This window comes from Xanthomonas sp. AM6, assembly GCF_025665335.1.
Classification (GTDB): Bacteria; Pseudomonadota; Gammaproteobacteria; order Xanthomonadales; family Xanthomonadaceae; genus Xanthomonas_A.
Map to the genome: position 1 here is coordinate 4,879,817 of NZ_CP106869.1, position 16,142 is coordinate 4,895,958.

At 64.4% G+C, this 16,142-nt stretch carries 8 protein-coding genes and 2 pseudogenes; 5 read left to right on the forward strand and 5 right to left on the reverse strand.

The genetic code is table 11. The features are described 5' to 3' along the window. Window positions 1-224 precede the first annotated feature (224 nt). From OCJ37_RS20835 to mutM, 5 genes are all read right to left on the reverse strand, one after another. A complete protein-coding gene (locus OCJ37_RS20835; RefSeq protein WP_263111574.1) occupies window positions 225-1,829 on the reverse strand; it encodes an OpgD/OpgG family glucan biosynthesis protein in 1,605 nt (534 codons plus the stop codon). 298 nt (window positions 1,830-2,127) lie between these two features. Then, window positions 2,128-3,093, reverse strand: a complete 966-nt coding sequence (locus OCJ37_RS20840; RefSeq protein ID WP_263113758.1) for a DUF4380 domain-containing protein — start codon at window positions 3,091-3,093, stop codon at window positions 2,128-2,130. A 549-nt stretch (window positions 3,094-3,642) separates the two neighbouring features. Beyond that, window positions 3,643-6,489: a serine/threonine-protein kinase gene (locus OCJ37_RS20845; protein WP_263111575.1), complete on the reverse strand. Its 2,847-nt coding sequence runs from the start codon at window positions 6,487-6,489 to the stop codon at window positions 3,643-3,645. A 19-nt stretch (window positions 6,490-6,508) separates the two neighbouring features. Beyond that, complete coding sequence (locus tag OCJ37_RS20850; RefSeq protein ID WP_263111576.1) at window positions 6,509-7,075, reverse strand: ECF-type sigma factor; 567 nt, start codon at window positions 7,073-7,075, stop codon at window positions 6,509-6,511. 69 nt (window positions 7,076-7,144) lie between these two features. Further along, window positions 7,145-7,957 carry a bifunctional DNA-formamidopyrimidine glycosylase/DNA-(apurinic or apyrimidinic site) lyase gene (gene mutM / locus OCJ37_RS20855; RefSeq protein WP_263111577.1) on the reverse strand — a complete coding sequence of 271 codons (813 nt, stop codon included), beginning with the start codon at window positions 7,955-7,957 and terminating at the stop codon, window positions 7,145-7,147. A 513-nt stretch (window positions 7,958-8,470) separates the two neighbouring features. Between mutM and OCJ37_RS20860 the strand changes: the two genes are divergently transcribed. The 5 genes and pseudogenes from OCJ37_RS20860 (at window position 8,471) to OCJ37_RS20880 (ending at window position 15,927) form a co-directional block, all read left to right on the forward strand. Next, the gene (locus tag OCJ37_RS20860) at window positions 8,471-13,147 is read left to right on the forward strand and encodes an RHS repeat-associated core domain-containing protein (RefSeq protein ID WP_263111578.1); all 4,677 of its coding nucleotides are present in this window, start codon (window positions 8,471-8,473) and stop codon (window positions 13,145-13,147) included. After that, window positions 13,138-13,590 (forward strand): hypothetical protein, encoded by a 453-nt coding sequence (locus OCJ37_RS20865; protein WP_263111579.1) that lies wholly within the window; start codon window positions 13,138-13,140, stop codon window positions 13,588-13,590. Before OCJ37_RS20860 ends, OCJ37_RS20865 begins: the two co-directional genes overlap by 10 nt. A gap of 71 nt (window positions 13,591-13,661) precedes the next feature. Further along, window positions 13,662-15,005, forward strand: a pseudogene (locus OCJ37_RS20870) (RHS repeat-associated core domain-containing protein); the annotation flags it as partial. A 413-nt stretch (window positions 15,006-15,418) separates the two neighbouring features. After that, window positions 15,419-15,682 (forward strand): annotated as a pseudogene (locus OCJ37_RS20875) (type IV secretion protein Rhs); the annotation flags it as partial. A 62-nt stretch (window positions 15,683-15,744) separates the two neighbouring features. Next, on the forward strand, window positions 15,745-15,927 hold the full coding sequence (locus tag OCJ37_RS20880; protein WP_263111580.1) for a hypothetical protein: 183 nt from the start codon (window positions 15,745-15,747) through the stop codon (window positions 15,925-15,927). Window positions 15,928-16,142: the final 215 nt, after the last annotated feature.

Consider the following 16,142-nt stretch of genomic DNA (forward strand, 5'->3'; position numbering starts at 1 on the left):
GAAGCCCGGCAGTTTCAGCGCACCGCAAAAAGCACCGGGTGAGACCTCTCCTGCAGTGCACCCGGCCGTCTCCGCGCAGGGCCCTGCAGGAGCGGCTTCAGCCGCGACGAAAGAAACCCGGCAGCATCAGCCGCACCGGATCGCGCGCCGCATCGCGCGGCGATCCAACGCACGCACCGATGCCGCACGGCGACACCGCGCCAGGCGGCATCGCCCGGCCGCACTCAATACAGCTTGCGCTCGGCCGCCGGCGGCGGCGTCCACTGGTACAGCCAGGTCTCGGTCAGCGGCTTGCCGCCGGCGCGCAGGAACAGGCGGATGTCGATCTGCTGCGTGCCCGCGTCCGGCGGCACCACGTCGAACATCGCGCGATAGCCGGAGAGCTCGTGCAGCGGCCGCGCCGAGACGATCTCGGTGCTGCCGCGGCTCAGTTGCAGCACTGCCTCGACCTTGGCGTCCTTGTCCTTGCCCAGCGCGGCCAGCTCGCCGCCGACGAAGTCCACCGCGAAGCGCCAGGAGAAGTGCTCGCGCTTCTTCCCGACCACGCCGCCCAGGCCGGTACGCGTGGCCACGCAATGCGCCAACGGCGAGGCCGCCGGCGGCTGCGCGCCCCAGTACAGGCGATAGCCGAACAGCAGTTCCTGCCCGGGCTGCGGCTTGTCCTGCGGATTCCAGAACGCGACGATGTTGTCGAAGGTCTCGTCGACGGTGGGGATCTCCACCAGCTGCACCGAGCCCTTGCCCCAGCCCTGCTTCGGTTCCACCCACAGGCACGGGCGCTTCTCGTAGTACACGCCGTCGTCGTGGTAGTGGTCGAAGTTGCGGTCGCGCTGCAGCAGGCCGAAACCGCGCGGGTTCTCGTCGACGAACATGTTGAAGCGCAGCTGCGGCGGATTGCACAGCGGCCGCCAGATCCATTCGCCGCCGCCGGTCCACATCGCCAGGCCGTCGGTGTCGTGGATCTCCGGGCGCCAGTCCCAGTCCATGCGGCGGTCGTTCTCGCCGACCTGGTACATGCTGGTGCACGGCCCCAGGCCCAGCCGCTCGATGGTCTTGCGCGGGTACAGCGCGCTGTCGATGTCCATCAGCAGCACGTCGCCGTTGGTGATCGCGAAGCGGTAGGCGCCGGCCACGCTGGGCGAGTCCAGCAGCGCGTACACCACCACCGTGTCCGAGCCGGCCTTGGGCTGCTCCAGCCAGTAGGCGATGAAGTCGGGGAATTCCTCCGGCCCGCCGGTGCCGGTATCGATCGCCAGGCCGCGCGCGGACTGGCCGTACTGGCCTTCCTTGCCCACCGCGCGGAAATAGCTGGCGCCGAGGAACGCGGCGAAGTCGCGGTCGGTGTCCTGCTTGGTGTTGAGGCGGAAACCGGCGAACCCCAGTTCCTTGGGCAGGTGCTTGCCCTGCAGGCCGCTCTTGCCGTAGTCGAATGCGGCGCCGTCGTAGGCCAGTTCCTGCGCCTGCCCGTCGACCAGGTCGAACATGTGCACCGGCGTCTTGAAGTACAGGCCCAGGTGGAAGAACTTGGCCTGGAATTTCGGCCCCTGGTCGGCCGCCCACAGCGCGTGGTCCTGGCGGTAGCGGATCGACTGGTACTGGTCCCAGTCCAGCGCTTCCAGCGGTCCCGGCAGCGCCCGCTTGTGGCTCTGGTACGGCGCCTGGGCCATGGCCCGGGCGTGGCCCTTGAGCCAGGCGTAGTCGAAGGGCTGCGGCTTGCCCAGGCGGCGCAGGCCGACCGCGGGCGCGGCCTGGCCGAGCATCGGCATCGCGGGCAAGCCCATGGCGGCGAAGGCGGCGGCGGCGTTCTTGAGGAAATCGCGTCGTTGCATGGGCCGGATCGAAGCGGAGAGGGGCTCCATCATAGACAAGCGGCGTTCAAGACGTGTCACCCGCTGCCGCGCAGATCGCGCCGCGGTGGCATGCGCACCGGCGAGGAAAGAGGACGCGAGCGCATGTCCATGCCGAACGATGGCGCGGTCGCAGGCACGCGCAGCGGCCGCCTGCGGCTTGGGCCTGGCGGGCGACGCGCGACCCGATCACCAACCAGGCGCCGCGCACGCAGCGCCCGCCGACGCTACCGGAGCCAACGCGAATCGGGCGGGTGGCGCACGCCGAACGCGCCAGGCGCTACGGCGTGGCGCAGGCGCCCTCCAACGCCAGCGCCGCGGCATGCCGGCACAGGAAGCGGCGCTGCTGCGCCGGATCGTCGCCGCCGGCATAGTCCAGCAGCGTCCACTGCTCCTCGGCCTGCATGCGCTGGCCCGGCGCCAGGGTCCGGTACGGCGCATGCACTTCGATTTCCAGCAGGCCGCTGCCCGGATCCGCCGCCGGCGCATCCAGGTAGAACTCCACCTGGCCCTGCTCGGGATGGATGCGCGCGCGCGGCTGGTGCGCGAAGCGGATCACCCAGGCCTGGCCGCCGGCGAAGGCGGCGATCCAGCCGGCCGACGGCTGCAGCAGCAGCTTGCCGCGCTGCCCGGCGCTGCCCGGCGGCGGCGCGGCGGCCAGTGCCATCATGCCGTCGCGCAACGCGTACTGCGGCGGTGCGTAGCCGGCGCCATCGCTGGGCTGCACGCGGATGTCGGTGGCGGCGGCGACCGGCACCAGCACCCGCGTGGCCGCGGCGACCCGGGTGTTGAACCACAGGTCCCAGGCCACCGCGGTCTTGCGCACGTTCTGCGCCTGGACCTGCAGCAGCACGCTGTCGGCGCGCTGCGGCGACAGCGCGAAGGTCTTGTGCAGGCGCACGCCGCTGACCGGGCTGTCCACGCCGCGCAGTTGCAGGCGGCGCGGGGAACGCGCGGTGACGGTGGTGGTGGCGAAGCTCAGGTACGGGTCCGGCGGCCAGTTCGCGTGCGCCGCGCGCCGCGCCGGATTGGCGTCCTGGTGCTGCCACCAGGCGCTCTGCGGCCCGACCCAGACGTCGTGGCCGAAATAGGGGATATCGCCGGCCATCGCATCGACCGGCGGCGTCGGCTGGCGCTGCACCGCCTCGCCGACCTTGACCAGGTTCGGCCCGGTGCTGCGCTGGAACCCCAGCACGCGCCCGCCCAGGGTCGGAGTGACGGTGAGCCGGATCACACCGTTGTCCATGATCCACGGCGTATTCGCAGCGACGCCAGGCGCCGACGCCGGCGCGGCGGCCGCGAGCAGCGGCCAGGCACCCAGAAGCGCGAGCAGCGCCACGCGCGGGCGCCATCCATTGGGCGTGTCGGTCTGCATGGGCGGCCTGCGATCGAGGAAGGGAAGCGCGATTGTGGCCGCTGCGCGGCGCCGGCGACAGCCGAGGCGCCGTTCACCTCCGCGGAGCGCCGGGTGGCCGCAGGCCATCGGTTGCGACAGGCGCCATCGCCGCACCGCGCCGCGACGTCGGCGACAACGGCGACGACGTCGCCGCCGTCGATGGCGGCAGGTCGTCCGGCGCGCCGGCCCGGGACATGGCGATGATCCCCACGATCTCTGCGCGTCGTTGTGGCCGTGCGTACAGCCCGTGTCCACGGCGGCCTGCACGCGCCGTGCCGCCGCTGCTGCCGGGCCGCACCATGGTGGTGACGCTGGGCGCGATGGCCGCAGCCGCCCTCCAGACGGCGACATCTGCCTCAAGCGCTCGCGAAGGTGTGATCGCGGCGCTCGCCCCCGGCCTCAGCGTGCGGAGGCCAACGTCCGCGCCGCGCCGCAGGCCGCACGCAGCGCTGACACTTCATCGACCAGCGTGCCGCCCTGCGGCTGCGCCTGCGCCAGTTCGCGCTGCAACGCCTGCAGTTCGCCGCGCCCGTCGCCCGCCGCGCCGTGGCGCCGGCAACGCAGTTCGGCGGCGTAGGCGCGGGCGCGCCAGCGCAGCTTGCGGTTCTCGATGCCGTCCCCGCCCAGCCGCGCCTGCGCCTCCAGTTCGCGCAGCGCCTGCGCGTCGCGGCCGAGCCGCCCCAGGTTGCGGGCCCAGGCCACCCGTACCGCGCGGGTGCGCGGATGGACCGGGCCGTAGCCGCTCTCGGTGCGGCGCAACGCCTGCGCCAACAGCGCGTCGGCCTGCCGCGGTTCGCCGAGCGCCGCGCGCGCCTCGGCGATCAGCCGCTCGCTGTCGCCGACCGCCGGGTTGTTCTGGCCCAGTTGCGCGATCCAGCGCGCGCGCGCTTCGTACAGCGGCGCCAGGGCGTCGCGGTAGCGGCCCGCCGCCGACAGCGCCAGGCCCTGGTTGAGCAGCATGTACGGCAGCAGCGCCTGGCTGTCGGGCGCACGCAGGATCGCGACCGAGCGGGCCATGTCGGCGATCGCCTGCGCATCCTGGCCGCGCTCCAGTTCCAGCATCGCCAGCGAGCTCCAGCTCATGCCGGTGTCGCGGTGCGCCGGCCCCAGCCGCTCCACGGTCAGCGCATGCGCGGCACGCAGTTCGCGCTCGGCGACGTCGAGGTGGCCCTGGTCGATCATCACCGCAGCCCGCAGCCGCCGCAGGCCCAGGCTGACCGGGTGCCGGTCGCCGTTCAAGCTGTGCGACAACGCCAGCGCCGCGCCCACCGCCTGCTCGGCCTGGTCGACGTCGCCGCGATCGCGGTAGGCCACGCCCAGGCTGCGCAGCAGGTTGATGCTCAGCGGATGCCGCGGGCCGGCCTGGCGCTCGAGCAGGGCCAGGGCCTGCAGGTAGCCGGCGATCGCCGCATCGGTATGGCCGATGTCGCTGTCCAGCGAGGCGACGTCGGTCATGCTCTCGACGATGCCGGCCGGATCCTTGAGCGCGTCGCGGTGCAGCGCCAGCGCGCGCTCGAACCAGACCCGCGCCGCCGCGCGGTGGCCGAGGGCGCGCCGGCAGCGCCCCAGTTGCGAGAAGAACCCCGCGGCCTGAAGGGGCAGCTGCGCCTGCGCCTGCTGCGCCTGCGCCGCCAGCGGCTGCAGCACCGCCAGGCACTCCTGCGAGCGGCTCAGCAGGCGCAGCGCGCGCCCGTGCTGGGCCGCCGCTTCCAGGCGCAGGGCCAGCGGCACGTCGTCCTGCGCGGCCAGCAGCGCACGCTGCCGCTCCAGCAACTGCAGCGCTTCGCGGTAGTCGCCCAGGCCGATGCGCAGGCGCGCGATCACGCCCTGCAGTTCCGCGCGCGCCAAGGGCTGCCGCAGCAGCTCGCGCTCGCCGCGCTGTTCGCCGCTGGCCAGCAGGCCGCGCAGGTCGAAGCCATCGCCGCGCTGCGCGTTGCCGGCGCGGTCGAACAGGCCGATCACGAAATCCTGCATGGCCTGCGCGCGCACCGTCTCGCGGTGCGCCTCGCGCGCCTGCCACAGCGCCACGCCCGCAGCGCCGAGCAGGGCCGCGGCGGTGATGCTGCCGAACACCACGCTCCAGCGGTGCCGCTGCAGGTATTTCTGCAGGCGGTAGGCCACGCCCCGCGGCCGCGCCTGCACCGGCCGGCCCTGCAGGTAGCGGCGCAGGTCCTGGGCCAGCGCCTCGGCCGAGGAGTAGCGTTGCGCCGGCGGCTTCTGCAGCGCCTTGAGCAGGATGTTGTCCAGGTCGCCGCGCAGCCGCCAGGCCAGACGCCGCGCCTCGGCCGGATCGCGCTGCCCGTGCTGCGCCGCGCGCGCCACCGCCGCCGACGGCCGCGGCGCTTCCACCGCCAGGATCGCGCGCTCCCATTCGGCGTCGCTGCTGCGGCACAGGTGATAGGGCTTCTGGTCGGTGAGCAGCTCGTACAGCACCACGCCCAGCGAATACACGTCGGTGAGCGTGGTGATCGGCTCGCCGCGCACCTGTTCCGGCGCCGCGTAGTGCAGGGTGAACGCGCGTATCTCGGTGCGCGGATGCGGATCGGCCGCCGTCTCGGCCTCGGTGTCGAGCAGCTTGGCGATGCCGAAGTCGAGCAGCCGCACTTCGCCTGCGGCGTTGACCAGGATGTTCGACGGCTTCAGGTCGCGGTGCACGATCAGGTTGGCGTGCGCGTGGCTGACCACCTCGCAGACCTGCAGGAACAGCCGCAGCCGCGCGCTCACCGACAGGTGCAGGCGCTGGCAGTGGTCGGTCAGTGGTTCGCCTTCGACATAGGCCAGCGCCAGGTACGGGCGCCCATCGTCCGCGATGCCGGCGTCGAGCAGCCGCGCCAGGTGCGGATGCTCCAGCCGCGCCAGGATCTCGCGTTCGCGGGTGAAGCGCTGGCGCAGCGCGGCGTCGGCATAGCCGGGACGCAGCAGCTTCAGCGCGACCCGGCGCTGGTACAGGCCATCGGCGCGCTGCGCCAGCCAGACCTGGCCCATGCCGCCTTCGCCGAGCAACCGCTCCAGCGCGTACGGCCCGACCCGGCCGCCGGCGCACAAGGACGGCGGGGCGGCGGCCAGCAACGGCTCGCTGAGCAGGTCCGAGCCGGCCGCGTCCAGCGCCAGCATCCGCACCAGTTCGTCGGCCGTGGCCGGATCGTGCGCGTGCAGCCGCGCCAGCCGTGCCGCGCGCGCGTCCGCGGTCAGTTCCAGCAATTGGTCGAGCAACGGCGACAGGCGTTGCCACTGCAGCGCGTCCATGCGGTGCTCCGGTCGGGGTCTAGTGGTCCTGCATCGCCGCCAGCAGGAAGATGCGCGCCTTCTGCCAGTCGCGGCGGATGCTGCGTTCGGAGCGCTGCATCAGCTCGGCGATCTCCTGTTCCGACAGGCCGGCGAAATACCGCAGCTCCACCACCTGGGCCAGGCGCTCATCGAGCGCCTGCAACCGGTTCATCGCCACGTCCAGCGCCAGCAGGTCCTCGTCCAGGCGCACCCCGCCGCTGTCCTCGGGGATCTCGGCGACGCGCTTGAGATCGCCGCCGCGCTTGCGGGTCAGGCGGTTGCGCGCGTAGTCGACCACCACGCTGCGCATCGCCGAGGCGGCATAGGCGAAGAAGTGCGCGCGGCCGTCGAAGCGGGCCATGCCGCGCGAGCCGAGCAACTTCAGGTAGGACTCGTGGACCAGCGAGGTGGCGTCCAGGGTCTGGCCGTGCTGCCCGGCCAACTGGCGCCGGGCCATGCCGTGCAGTTCCTGGTAAAGGGTGCTGAGCACGCGATCCAGCGCCGCGCGGTCGCCGCCGCGCGCGGCATCCAGCCACACGGTGATCTCGGGTGCGGTCTCTACCACGGCGGTCTCTCCTCCGGCCGGGAGTCGCGCGGACTATAGCGCGCGGCGGCGGCCAGCGGCCGCCGTCCGTCAGCGCTGGCAGCTCCCGCACCAGACGCTGGCGCGCTGGCCGATGCTGGCATGGCGCAGCGCCCGCCCGCAGCGCTTGCAGGCCTCGCCCTCGCGGCCGTAGACCGCCAGCTCCTGCTCGAAATACCCGGGCGCGCCGTCCGGACTGATGAAGTCGCGCAGGGTCGTGCCGCCGCGGTCGATGGCGTAGCCCAGGATCGCCTTGGCCGCCTCGGCCAGGCGCGCATAGCGCGCCCGCGAGACCTCCCCGGCCTCGCGCAGCGGACTGATTCCTGCCTGGAACAGGCTTTCGGCGGCATAGATGTTCCCGACCCCGACCACGATGCGTTGGTCCATCAAGAACGTCTTTACCGGCGCACTCCGGCCACGGCTGCGCCGGAACAGGTAATCCCCGTCGAATTCCGGCGACAGCGGCTCCGGCCCGAGCTCCTCGAGCAGCGGGTGGATCTGGCCCGGCGCCTGCCACAGCAGGCAGCCGAACCGGCGCGGATCGTTGAAGCGCAGCACGCGCCCGTCTTCCAGGCTGATGTCGACATGGTCGTGCGCCCGCGGCGGCGTGTCCCCGGGCAGCACCCGCAGGCTGCCGGACATGCCCAGGTGCAGCAGCGCGCTGCCGGCCGCGGTGTCCATCAGCAAGTACTTGGCGCGGCGGCGGATGCCGTCGATACGCTGCCCGGGCAACTGCTGCGCCACCTCCGCCGGGATCGGCCAGCGCAGGTCCGGCCGCCGCAGGATCACGCCATGGATGCGGCGCCCCAGCAGATGCGGCTCCAGGCCGCGCCGGGTGGTTTCTACTTCGGGGAGTTCGGGCATGGGAGCTGGAAGATGGTGGAATTCGATAGGCAAGCTTAGCCGGCGAAGTGGGTTCGAGTTAGCGGGTACGACGTCGATGGGATCCGGACAGAGGACAGGGGCCGAATAAACCCCCGTCCATGACATCGCGGGTCAGTGCTCCCAATTGGACACGGTGTGCAGGCACTTACGTGCCGTTCGAAACGTGCACTGCCGGCCTCCATCGAGCAAGGAGAGGTGCATCACAAAAAAGAATACGGACAATTTCATCGCCATTTGATGTCCTGTAGCGTGTGTTTCACTCGTTGGACCGAATGGATTTCTGGAATAGACAGCTGCAAAGGCTGTTATAAAAAGGATTTTAGTCAGTACGCGATTGTGGGGGGGTACGCGCGAAATTCTATAAAGTCGCCCAGGAGAGCCTGCGCTCTCAAGCTACGGTGTCTTGTGCTTTGATCTGAATGTATTTTACATACGTCTGTTATGGATCTGGGCTAGCGGCCAGGTCTAAAGTCAAACTGACAGGGAAGAGTCATGACATACGAGAACAAGAAGTACCAGGCTTTTGGTCTCCCCGCTATGTTGAAATTGATTTGGCCAAGAGCGGCCGTTGCTGCTCTTATGCTTTTTGCTTGGCTACCCTCCTTGGCAATTGCGCAGGAAGCCGATCAAAAATTTAGCGTACAAAAAAGCGATGGCACCTCAGTTGGAAGTTACGAGACTCAGGAACAGGCCGAAGCCGCAATTCGAGCCATTCCGGGGCCTGCAAACGCGCCCGACGCGTACCAGTACGTAACTGAAATTAAATCGACCTCGCTCTCTGCAGACGGCCATATTTCAATAATTTATTGGATGGGTAAAAAAGAGCGGACGCTCCAATATTTCGGGATCAACGGACAAAGTGCCGACACGGAAGAGGAGCTAATTAGCGAATCTATTGGCATGCTCAATCAAGGTGGCAGCCCGCCATGTGCATCGTCAACATTTTTGCGCACAAGCGAGTGGAGCCCGTTTTCTCCAGACTTTGAAGGCATGGAAATCGCGAATTACCATTACACCTATCCAGACTATGATGCCGATGATGGAACCTGCAGCGTAGAATCGGGCGACGCGCAAATCATGAGGATTTCGATTTGTCCGAACCCCTATATGAGTTGGAAAGATGACCAAAACGCCTGCATAAATGAGGAATTTACGGCAACTGTAGTCACCACTCAAATGGAATGCACTCACGGCACCACCGGCCCGTCTGGACTTTTTGGAAACCCGTGCGATGTTAAAACAGGCGACAAATACGAGGCGGAAAAAGACATTGATCTCGGCTGGATCGAACTGGAGCGGTACTACCATTCTGGTGTCGTGGCGTCGTCGGGGCGCTGGGGATTGGGCTGGTCGGACTCCCACCAAATCCATCTTTCCATAGCTTCCCCGTATTTCGGGGTCATTGAGGGAAGCGGTTATGTAACTCTTTTCATGGCAGCCAGTGGAGAATATCTGGCTGCTAATGGAAGCGGCGAACGCATAATCGCTGACGGAAGCAGCTGGAAGTTGTATCGCCAAGATGGTGTCTACACATTTGATGGAGAGGGCCGCCTTATTTCGCGTGAAAACGAGGACGCAAACAAGCTCTTCTACAGCTATGACCAGCGCGGAAGGCTGCAGTCAATAATTTCCGCACAAGGACGCTCCATCGAATTCGCTTATGCAGATACGTCGAGCGATGCACAGATTACGGGGGTAAGTTCCCAAGGGTCTGTATTGGCCTCGTATGCATACGATAACGGCCGACTCAGCGCCGTGACATATTCAGATGGGGGACAACGCACGTACCACTATGAGGATGCTCGTTTCCCACGACATTTGACCGGTATCACCGCAGAGGATGGTCAGCGGTTCGGCACATTTGCGTACGATGACAAAGGGCGGGCTGTATCCAGCACACACGCAGGCGGGGCCGATGCCAGCAGTTTTGTTTATACGCCGGCGGGTACGATTGCCACCGATGCGCTTGGCGAGCAATCCACCTTCACCATGACAGGCGCTGGCGACGGATCGCCCAAGATATCCTCGATAACGAATAGCGCCGGTACGGAAACCTACTCGTACTACGATGCTTCCACCGATTTTCGGCGCCGTCTTAGCGCTAAAACCGATCGCGGCGGGGTGGTTACCAAGCATACTTACGGTGACGTGGTCGAGTCCGGCGTGAGAATGAGCGTACACACGGTTCAAAGAGCTTTCGGGCTTCCGGAACAGAGTACAGTCGTTACCCATACCGCTACCGATTCGAACCGTCTATTGCGTCTCCAGTCTGATCGTGCAATCGTCAGCTATGCGCGTAATGCCAGACTGCAGCCGCAGGCCGTAACCACGACCGACATAGACACCAACCAAGTCCGGGTCACCGCAATCAGTTACTGCGAAACAGCGGATGTTTCAGCGCCGGGAAGCACTTGCCCCATCCTTGGGCTGATCAAGGCAGTTGATGGCCCTCGCACCGATGTCGCCGACAGTCTGCAATACACTTATTACCCCGGCGACGACGCGGGCTGCACGAGCCCTGGTGGAGTTTGCCGTTATCGAAAGGGCGACCTATGGAAAGTCACCAACGCTCTTGGTCAGGTGACCGAGTACCTGTCCTACGACGGCGTCGGTCACCTGCTGGCGATGAAGGATGCCAATGGACTCGTGACCGACTACACCTACCATCTGCGCGGCTGGCTGACCGGCAGCAAGGTTCGCGGTGGCGATGCTGCCAGCGAGAACGATGACCGCATCACCCTGATCGACTACTGGCCGACCGGGCTGGTCAAGCAGGTGACCCAGCCGGACGGTACGTTTACCTATTTCACCTACGACGCGGCGCAGCGCCTGACCGATATCACCGACAATGCCGGCAACACCCTGCACTACACCACCGACCTCGCCGGCAACCGGGTCAAGGAAGATACCAAGGACGCCTCGGGCACACTCAAGCGCACGCTGTCGCGGGTGTACAACCAACTCGGCCAGCTGGCCACGCAGGCCACCGCTGGCGGCGACCCGACCGACTTCGGCTACGACGCCAACGGCAATACCGAAACGGTGACCGACGCACTCGGCCACGTCACCCAGAACGACTACGACCCGCTCAACCGTCTGGCCCGCACGCTGCAGGACGTGGGCGGCATCGCGGCGGAGACCAAGTTCTCTTACGACGCGCTCGACAACCTGACCAAGGTCACCGATCCGAAAGGCCTGGACACGACGTACGCCTACAACGGCCTGGGCGACCTGACCACGCTGACCAGCCCGGATACCGGCACGACGACCTACACCTACGATAGCGCCAGCAACCGCGCCAGCCAGACCGATGCGCGCAACGTCACCACTACGTACAGCTACGACGCCCTGAACCGGCTGATCCAAGTCGGCTATCCGACCAGCAGCCTCAACGTCACCTATGCCTACGACGTGAACCAGGCTGTCTGCACCAGTGGAGAGACCTACGCGGTCGGCCGACTGACCCGCATGCAGGACGGCAGCGGCACCACCGACTACTGCTACGACCGCTTCGGCGACTTGGTCCGCAAAGTGCAGACCACCAACGGCAAGGTGTTCGTGCTGCGCTACGCCTACACCAAGGCCGGCCAGCTGAGTCGGCTGACCTATCCCGACGGCGCAGCGGTGGACTATGTGCGTAATGCCCAGGGCCAGACCACCGAAGTCGGCGTGACCCCGGCCGGCGGGACACGGCAGGTGTTGCTGGGCAACGCGACCTACTACCCGTTCGGCCCGGTGGCGAGTTGGTCCTACGGCAATGGCCGCCCTATGCAGCGCGTTCTGGATCAGGATTACCGTCCGCTGGCAGTCAGCGACACCCGCACTGATGGCCTGAGCACCGGCTTTGCCTTCGACCCGGCCGGCAACCTCAGCGCCCTGACCGCGGCGGGCAACACTGCCCCGGTGATCAGCCTGGACTATGACGCCCTGGGCCGGCTGACTGCGTTCAAGGACGGCCCGACCGGCACGGTGATCGACGGCTACAGCTACGACGCCACCGGCAACCGGCTTGGTGCCAAGGTCAATACCACCACGCAGACCTACAGCTATCCGACGACCAGCCACCGCCTGAGCGCGGTGGCCGGTACCACCCGCACCTACGACGCAGTCGGCAATACGCTTTCCATCGGCGGCATCGCGCAAGAATTCGTGTACGACACCAACGGCCGCATGGGCCAGGCCAAGCGCGCGGGCGCGGTAGTGATGAACTACCAATACAACGGGCGCGGCGAGCAGGTCCGCAAGTTCCTGGGCACGACCGGCACCTACACGCTGTACGACGAAACCGGGCACTGGCTAGGCGACTACGATTCGACTGGCCAAGCACTGCAACAAGCGATCTGGCTGGACGACCTGCCGGTCGGCGTGCTGGCGAGCAACAGCCTGCATTACGTGCAGCCAGACCACCTGGGCACCCCGCGCGCGGTGATCGACCCGGTCCGCGATGTGGCGATCTGGAAGTGGGATCTGAAGGGTGAAGCTTTCGGCAACTCTCTACCGGACCAGGACCCGGACCAAGACGGCATGGCCTTCGTGTTCGATATGCGCTTCCCAGGGCAGCGCTACGATACGGCGACTGGGCTCAATCAGAACTACTTCCGAGATTATGATCCTGGTACCGGGCGGTATGCGCAGAGCGATCCAATTGGGCTTAGTGGAGGAAAGGGAACATTTTCCTATGCGAATAGCAATCCAATATATTTGCACGATGAAATCGGCCTTCGGGCAAAATGTAGGTGCACGCCAGATGGGGTTGAAATAAACATAAACCTAGAATTTATTGGTGCCGCCGCAGATCCTCAGGTGATAGCTTCTATGCGTTCCTCCATAGAGCAGATATGGTCTACACCAGATTTTAAAGTTACCACTAGTATTGGTGGATGGCGCGCGACCAAGATAGAAATTGTACCCGGCACTGGTACATCTTATATGCAGGGAAATAGGGGAAAGTGGTTCGCAGCCAATGACCCTTGGGTAGCGGCCCACGAGGCAGGGCACATAATGGAATTCAAATATGACGGACGCTTTGATATGTACGATATAGTATCTGAAAACCCTAGAAAATCTCTCCCAGTTCAGGGCTGGGAAGGAAACATAATGGGGCAATTTTTTGGGCAGCCCGACGACCGAGCAAGGGGTGCAATCAAGAGGGAACTGAAATGCAAATAGAAAAATTCAACCTTTTTTTTGTAATTTTATTTGTCGTGTTTTGCTCGGGCTGTACGTCCAGCCCGGCCCATCAGCTAGCAGAGCCCTTAAAATATACGCGCGAATCGGATAGAATAGATGGGAATAAAATTATTGAAATTCCGTCAGGCGCTCTAGGTAAAGCCGAAGAAATTTTAATGGGCCGCGGATTTGCAGAAATAGAGGCATCTGAATTGAACGAATTGGCCATCCCAAATATTTTTTCTGATCCAGAAAAAGTTTACCTTGTGAAATCCATCAAGGATGATGGTGCTGGCAAGTACTCTGCTTTCTTTAGAGACGGCCACTTGATTATTCTTTACAATCACTTTGGCACTTGCAACCCTCCGTCCAGTGGCTTTGTCATTATATCTCTGCCAGGCAATTTAAAAACCATATCAAGCGGCTGCTCTGGAGCAATTTGATATTAACCGTCCGTCACAGTGACAAAAGGAAATTCTGCTCAATGGATATCCCTCTGGCTCTTTGATGGAACACCGACTACTGCTACGACCGCTTCGGCGACTTGGTCCGCAAAGTGCAGACCACCAACGGCAAGGTGTTCGTGCTGCGCTACGCCTACACCAAGGCCGGCCAGCTGAGTCGGCTGACCTATCCCGACGGCGCAGCGGTGGACTATGTGCGTAATGCCCAGGGCCAGACCACCGAAGTCGGCGTGACCCCGGCCGGCGGGACACGGCAGGTGTTGCTGGGCAACGCGACCTACTACCCGTTCGGCCCGGTGGCGAGTTGGTCCTACGGCAATGGCCGCCCTATGCAGCGCGTGCTGGATCAGGATTACCGTCCGCTGGCAGTCAGCGACACCCGCACTGATGGCCTGAGCACCGGCTTTGCCTTCGACCCGGCCGGCAACCTCAGCGCCCTGACCGCGGCGGGCAACACTGCCCCGGTGATCAGCCTGGACTATGACGCCCTGGGCCGGCTGACTGCGTTCAAGGACGGCCCGACCGGCACGGTGATCGACGGCTACAGCTACGACGCCACCGGCAACCGGCTTGGTGCCAAGGTCAATACCACCACGCAGACCTACAGCTATCCGACGACCAGCCACCGCCTGAGCGCGGTGGCCGGTACCACCCGCACCTACGACGCAGTCGGCAATACGCTTTCCATCGGCGGCATCGCGCAAGAATTCGTGTACGACACCAACGGCCGCATGGGCCAGGCCAAGCGCGCGGGCGCGGTAGTGATGAACTACCAATACAACGGGCGCGGCGAGCAGGTCCGCAAGTTCCTGGGCACGACCGGCACCTACACGCTGTACGACGAAACCGGGCACTGGCTAGGCGACTACGATTCGACTGGCCAAGCACTGCAACAAGCGATCTGGCTGGACGACCTGCCGGTCGGCGTGCTGGCGAGCAACAGCCTGCATTACGTGCAGCCAGACCACCTGGGCACCCCGCGCGCGGTGATCGACCCGGTCCGCGATGTGGCGATCTGGAAGTGGGATCTGAAGGGTGAAGCTTTCGGCAACTCTCTACCGGACCAGGACCCGGACCAAGACGGCATGGCCTTCGTGTTCGATATGCGCTTCCCAGGGCAGCGCTATGATACGGCGACTGGGCTCAATCAGAACTACTTCCGGGATTATGATCCTGGTACCGGGCGGTATGCGCAGAGCGATCCGATTGGGTTGAAAGGTGGCAGTGGGACATACCACTACGCAAAATTGAACCCTTTTATTTTTTCTGATTATTTCGGCCTATGTCCAGCCGACGAATCAGAGATCAATTCCGATGCCCCTATACATCAAAGAACTTATGGAAAATACTGGCTGGCATGCATGCAATATGTTTTCAGCCTTCGTCACTCATAACCGCGCCAGTATCAGGTGCTACGGTTGCTTCCATGCTTGTCGAATCAACTCTTTTGACTGGTGTTGCCACCTATGCTGGCGGCTCGCTAGCTGCTTGGGAAGTTGGTAGCGCGATGGTATGCGGCTTAGGCGGAATTCAGACGCTTCAATAAATTAGGAGATTTGAATGTTTAAGCCTTTCGTTCATTTCATATTAGCTGGCGTTTTTTTAATTCTAGCCATCGTAATGCTTGCAATTTCCAGCTATGGGGTTTGCTTAGCTCTGGCTTTAGCGGGAACTGCTAGTATTGTTGCAGGATTGAGGCAGCGTAAGAAGCTTTAGCGTGACCACCAACGGCAAGGTGTTCGTGCTGCGCTACGCCTACACCAAGGCCGGCCAGCTGAGTCGGCTGACCTATCCCTACGGCACGGCGATGGACTACGTGTGCAACGCACAGGGCCAGACCACGGAGGTGGGTGTGACTCCGGCCGGCGGCACCCGGCAGGTGCTGCTGGGCAACGCCACCTACTGCGTTCGGCACGGTGGCAAGTTGGCCTACGGCAACGGCCGCCCGATGCAGCGCGCGCTGGACTAGGACTACCGTCCGCTGGCGGTTAATGACACGCGCAGCGACGGGCTGGCGGTGGGCTTTGCCTTCGACCCGGCCGGCAACCTCAGCGCCCTGACCGCCGCAGGGACAGGAGGAATAGGAGGGGAAATTGGAGAAGTTATAAGTGATGACGGCTGGGGGTGGATCTGGTGAAAATCATAAAGAGCGGGTTCTTTTTAATTATCTTTTTTTGCGCTGGGTATGGTCTATATACTTCGTACCAACGCTCTAAAGATTATGATCCTTCAGGAAAACCAAATATTCGTCACTTACAAGAAGAAATTGAGCCTTTTGCGGTAGAATTTGGGGGGGAGGCCCATCAAAACATTTGACAGGGCGAGCGTCGCAGGAGCGTTGTCCCAAAACATTTCCATCAGCAATCCAGATTTGATACCCATAGAAAATTTTAGGGCAACCGCTTCTCGGCTTGGCTGGCTCGAATTATCATCAACAAAATCCCCGTATTCCTCAACCTATAGGTTTTGTAAAAGGCGCCTTATGCTGGCGCTTGAGCACGTTAGCAAATCCTATTGGAATTACGGAGTTT

What these genes read in the sequence shown, in the direction of transcription:
- OCJ37_RS20835 (WP_263111574.1), bottom strand. Translation starts at nt 1,829, where the DNA reads ATGCAACGACGCGATTTCCTCAAGAACGCCGCCGCCGCCTTCGCCGCC.
- OCJ37_RS20865 (WP_263111579.1), top strand. Translation starts at nt 13,138, where the DNA reads ATGCAAATAGAAAAATTCAACCTTTTTTTTGTAATTTTATTTGTCGTG.
- OCJ37_RS20860 (WP_263111578.1), top strand. Translation starts at nt 8,471, where the DNA reads ATGACATACGAGAACAAGAAGTACCAGGCTTTTGGTCTCCCCGCTATG.
- OCJ37_RS20840 (WP_263113758.1), bottom strand. Translation starts at nt 3,093, where the DNA reads ATGGACAACGGTGTGATCCGGCTCACCGTCACTCCGACCCTGGGCGGG.
- mutM (WP_263111577.1), bottom strand. Translation starts at nt 7,957, where the DNA reads ATGCCCGAACTCCCCGAAGTAGAAACCACCCGGCGCGGCCTGGAGCCG.
- OCJ37_RS20845 (WP_263111575.1), bottom strand. Translation starts at nt 6,489, where the DNA reads ATGGACGCGCTGCAGTGGCAACGCCTGTCGCCGTTGCTCGACCAATTG.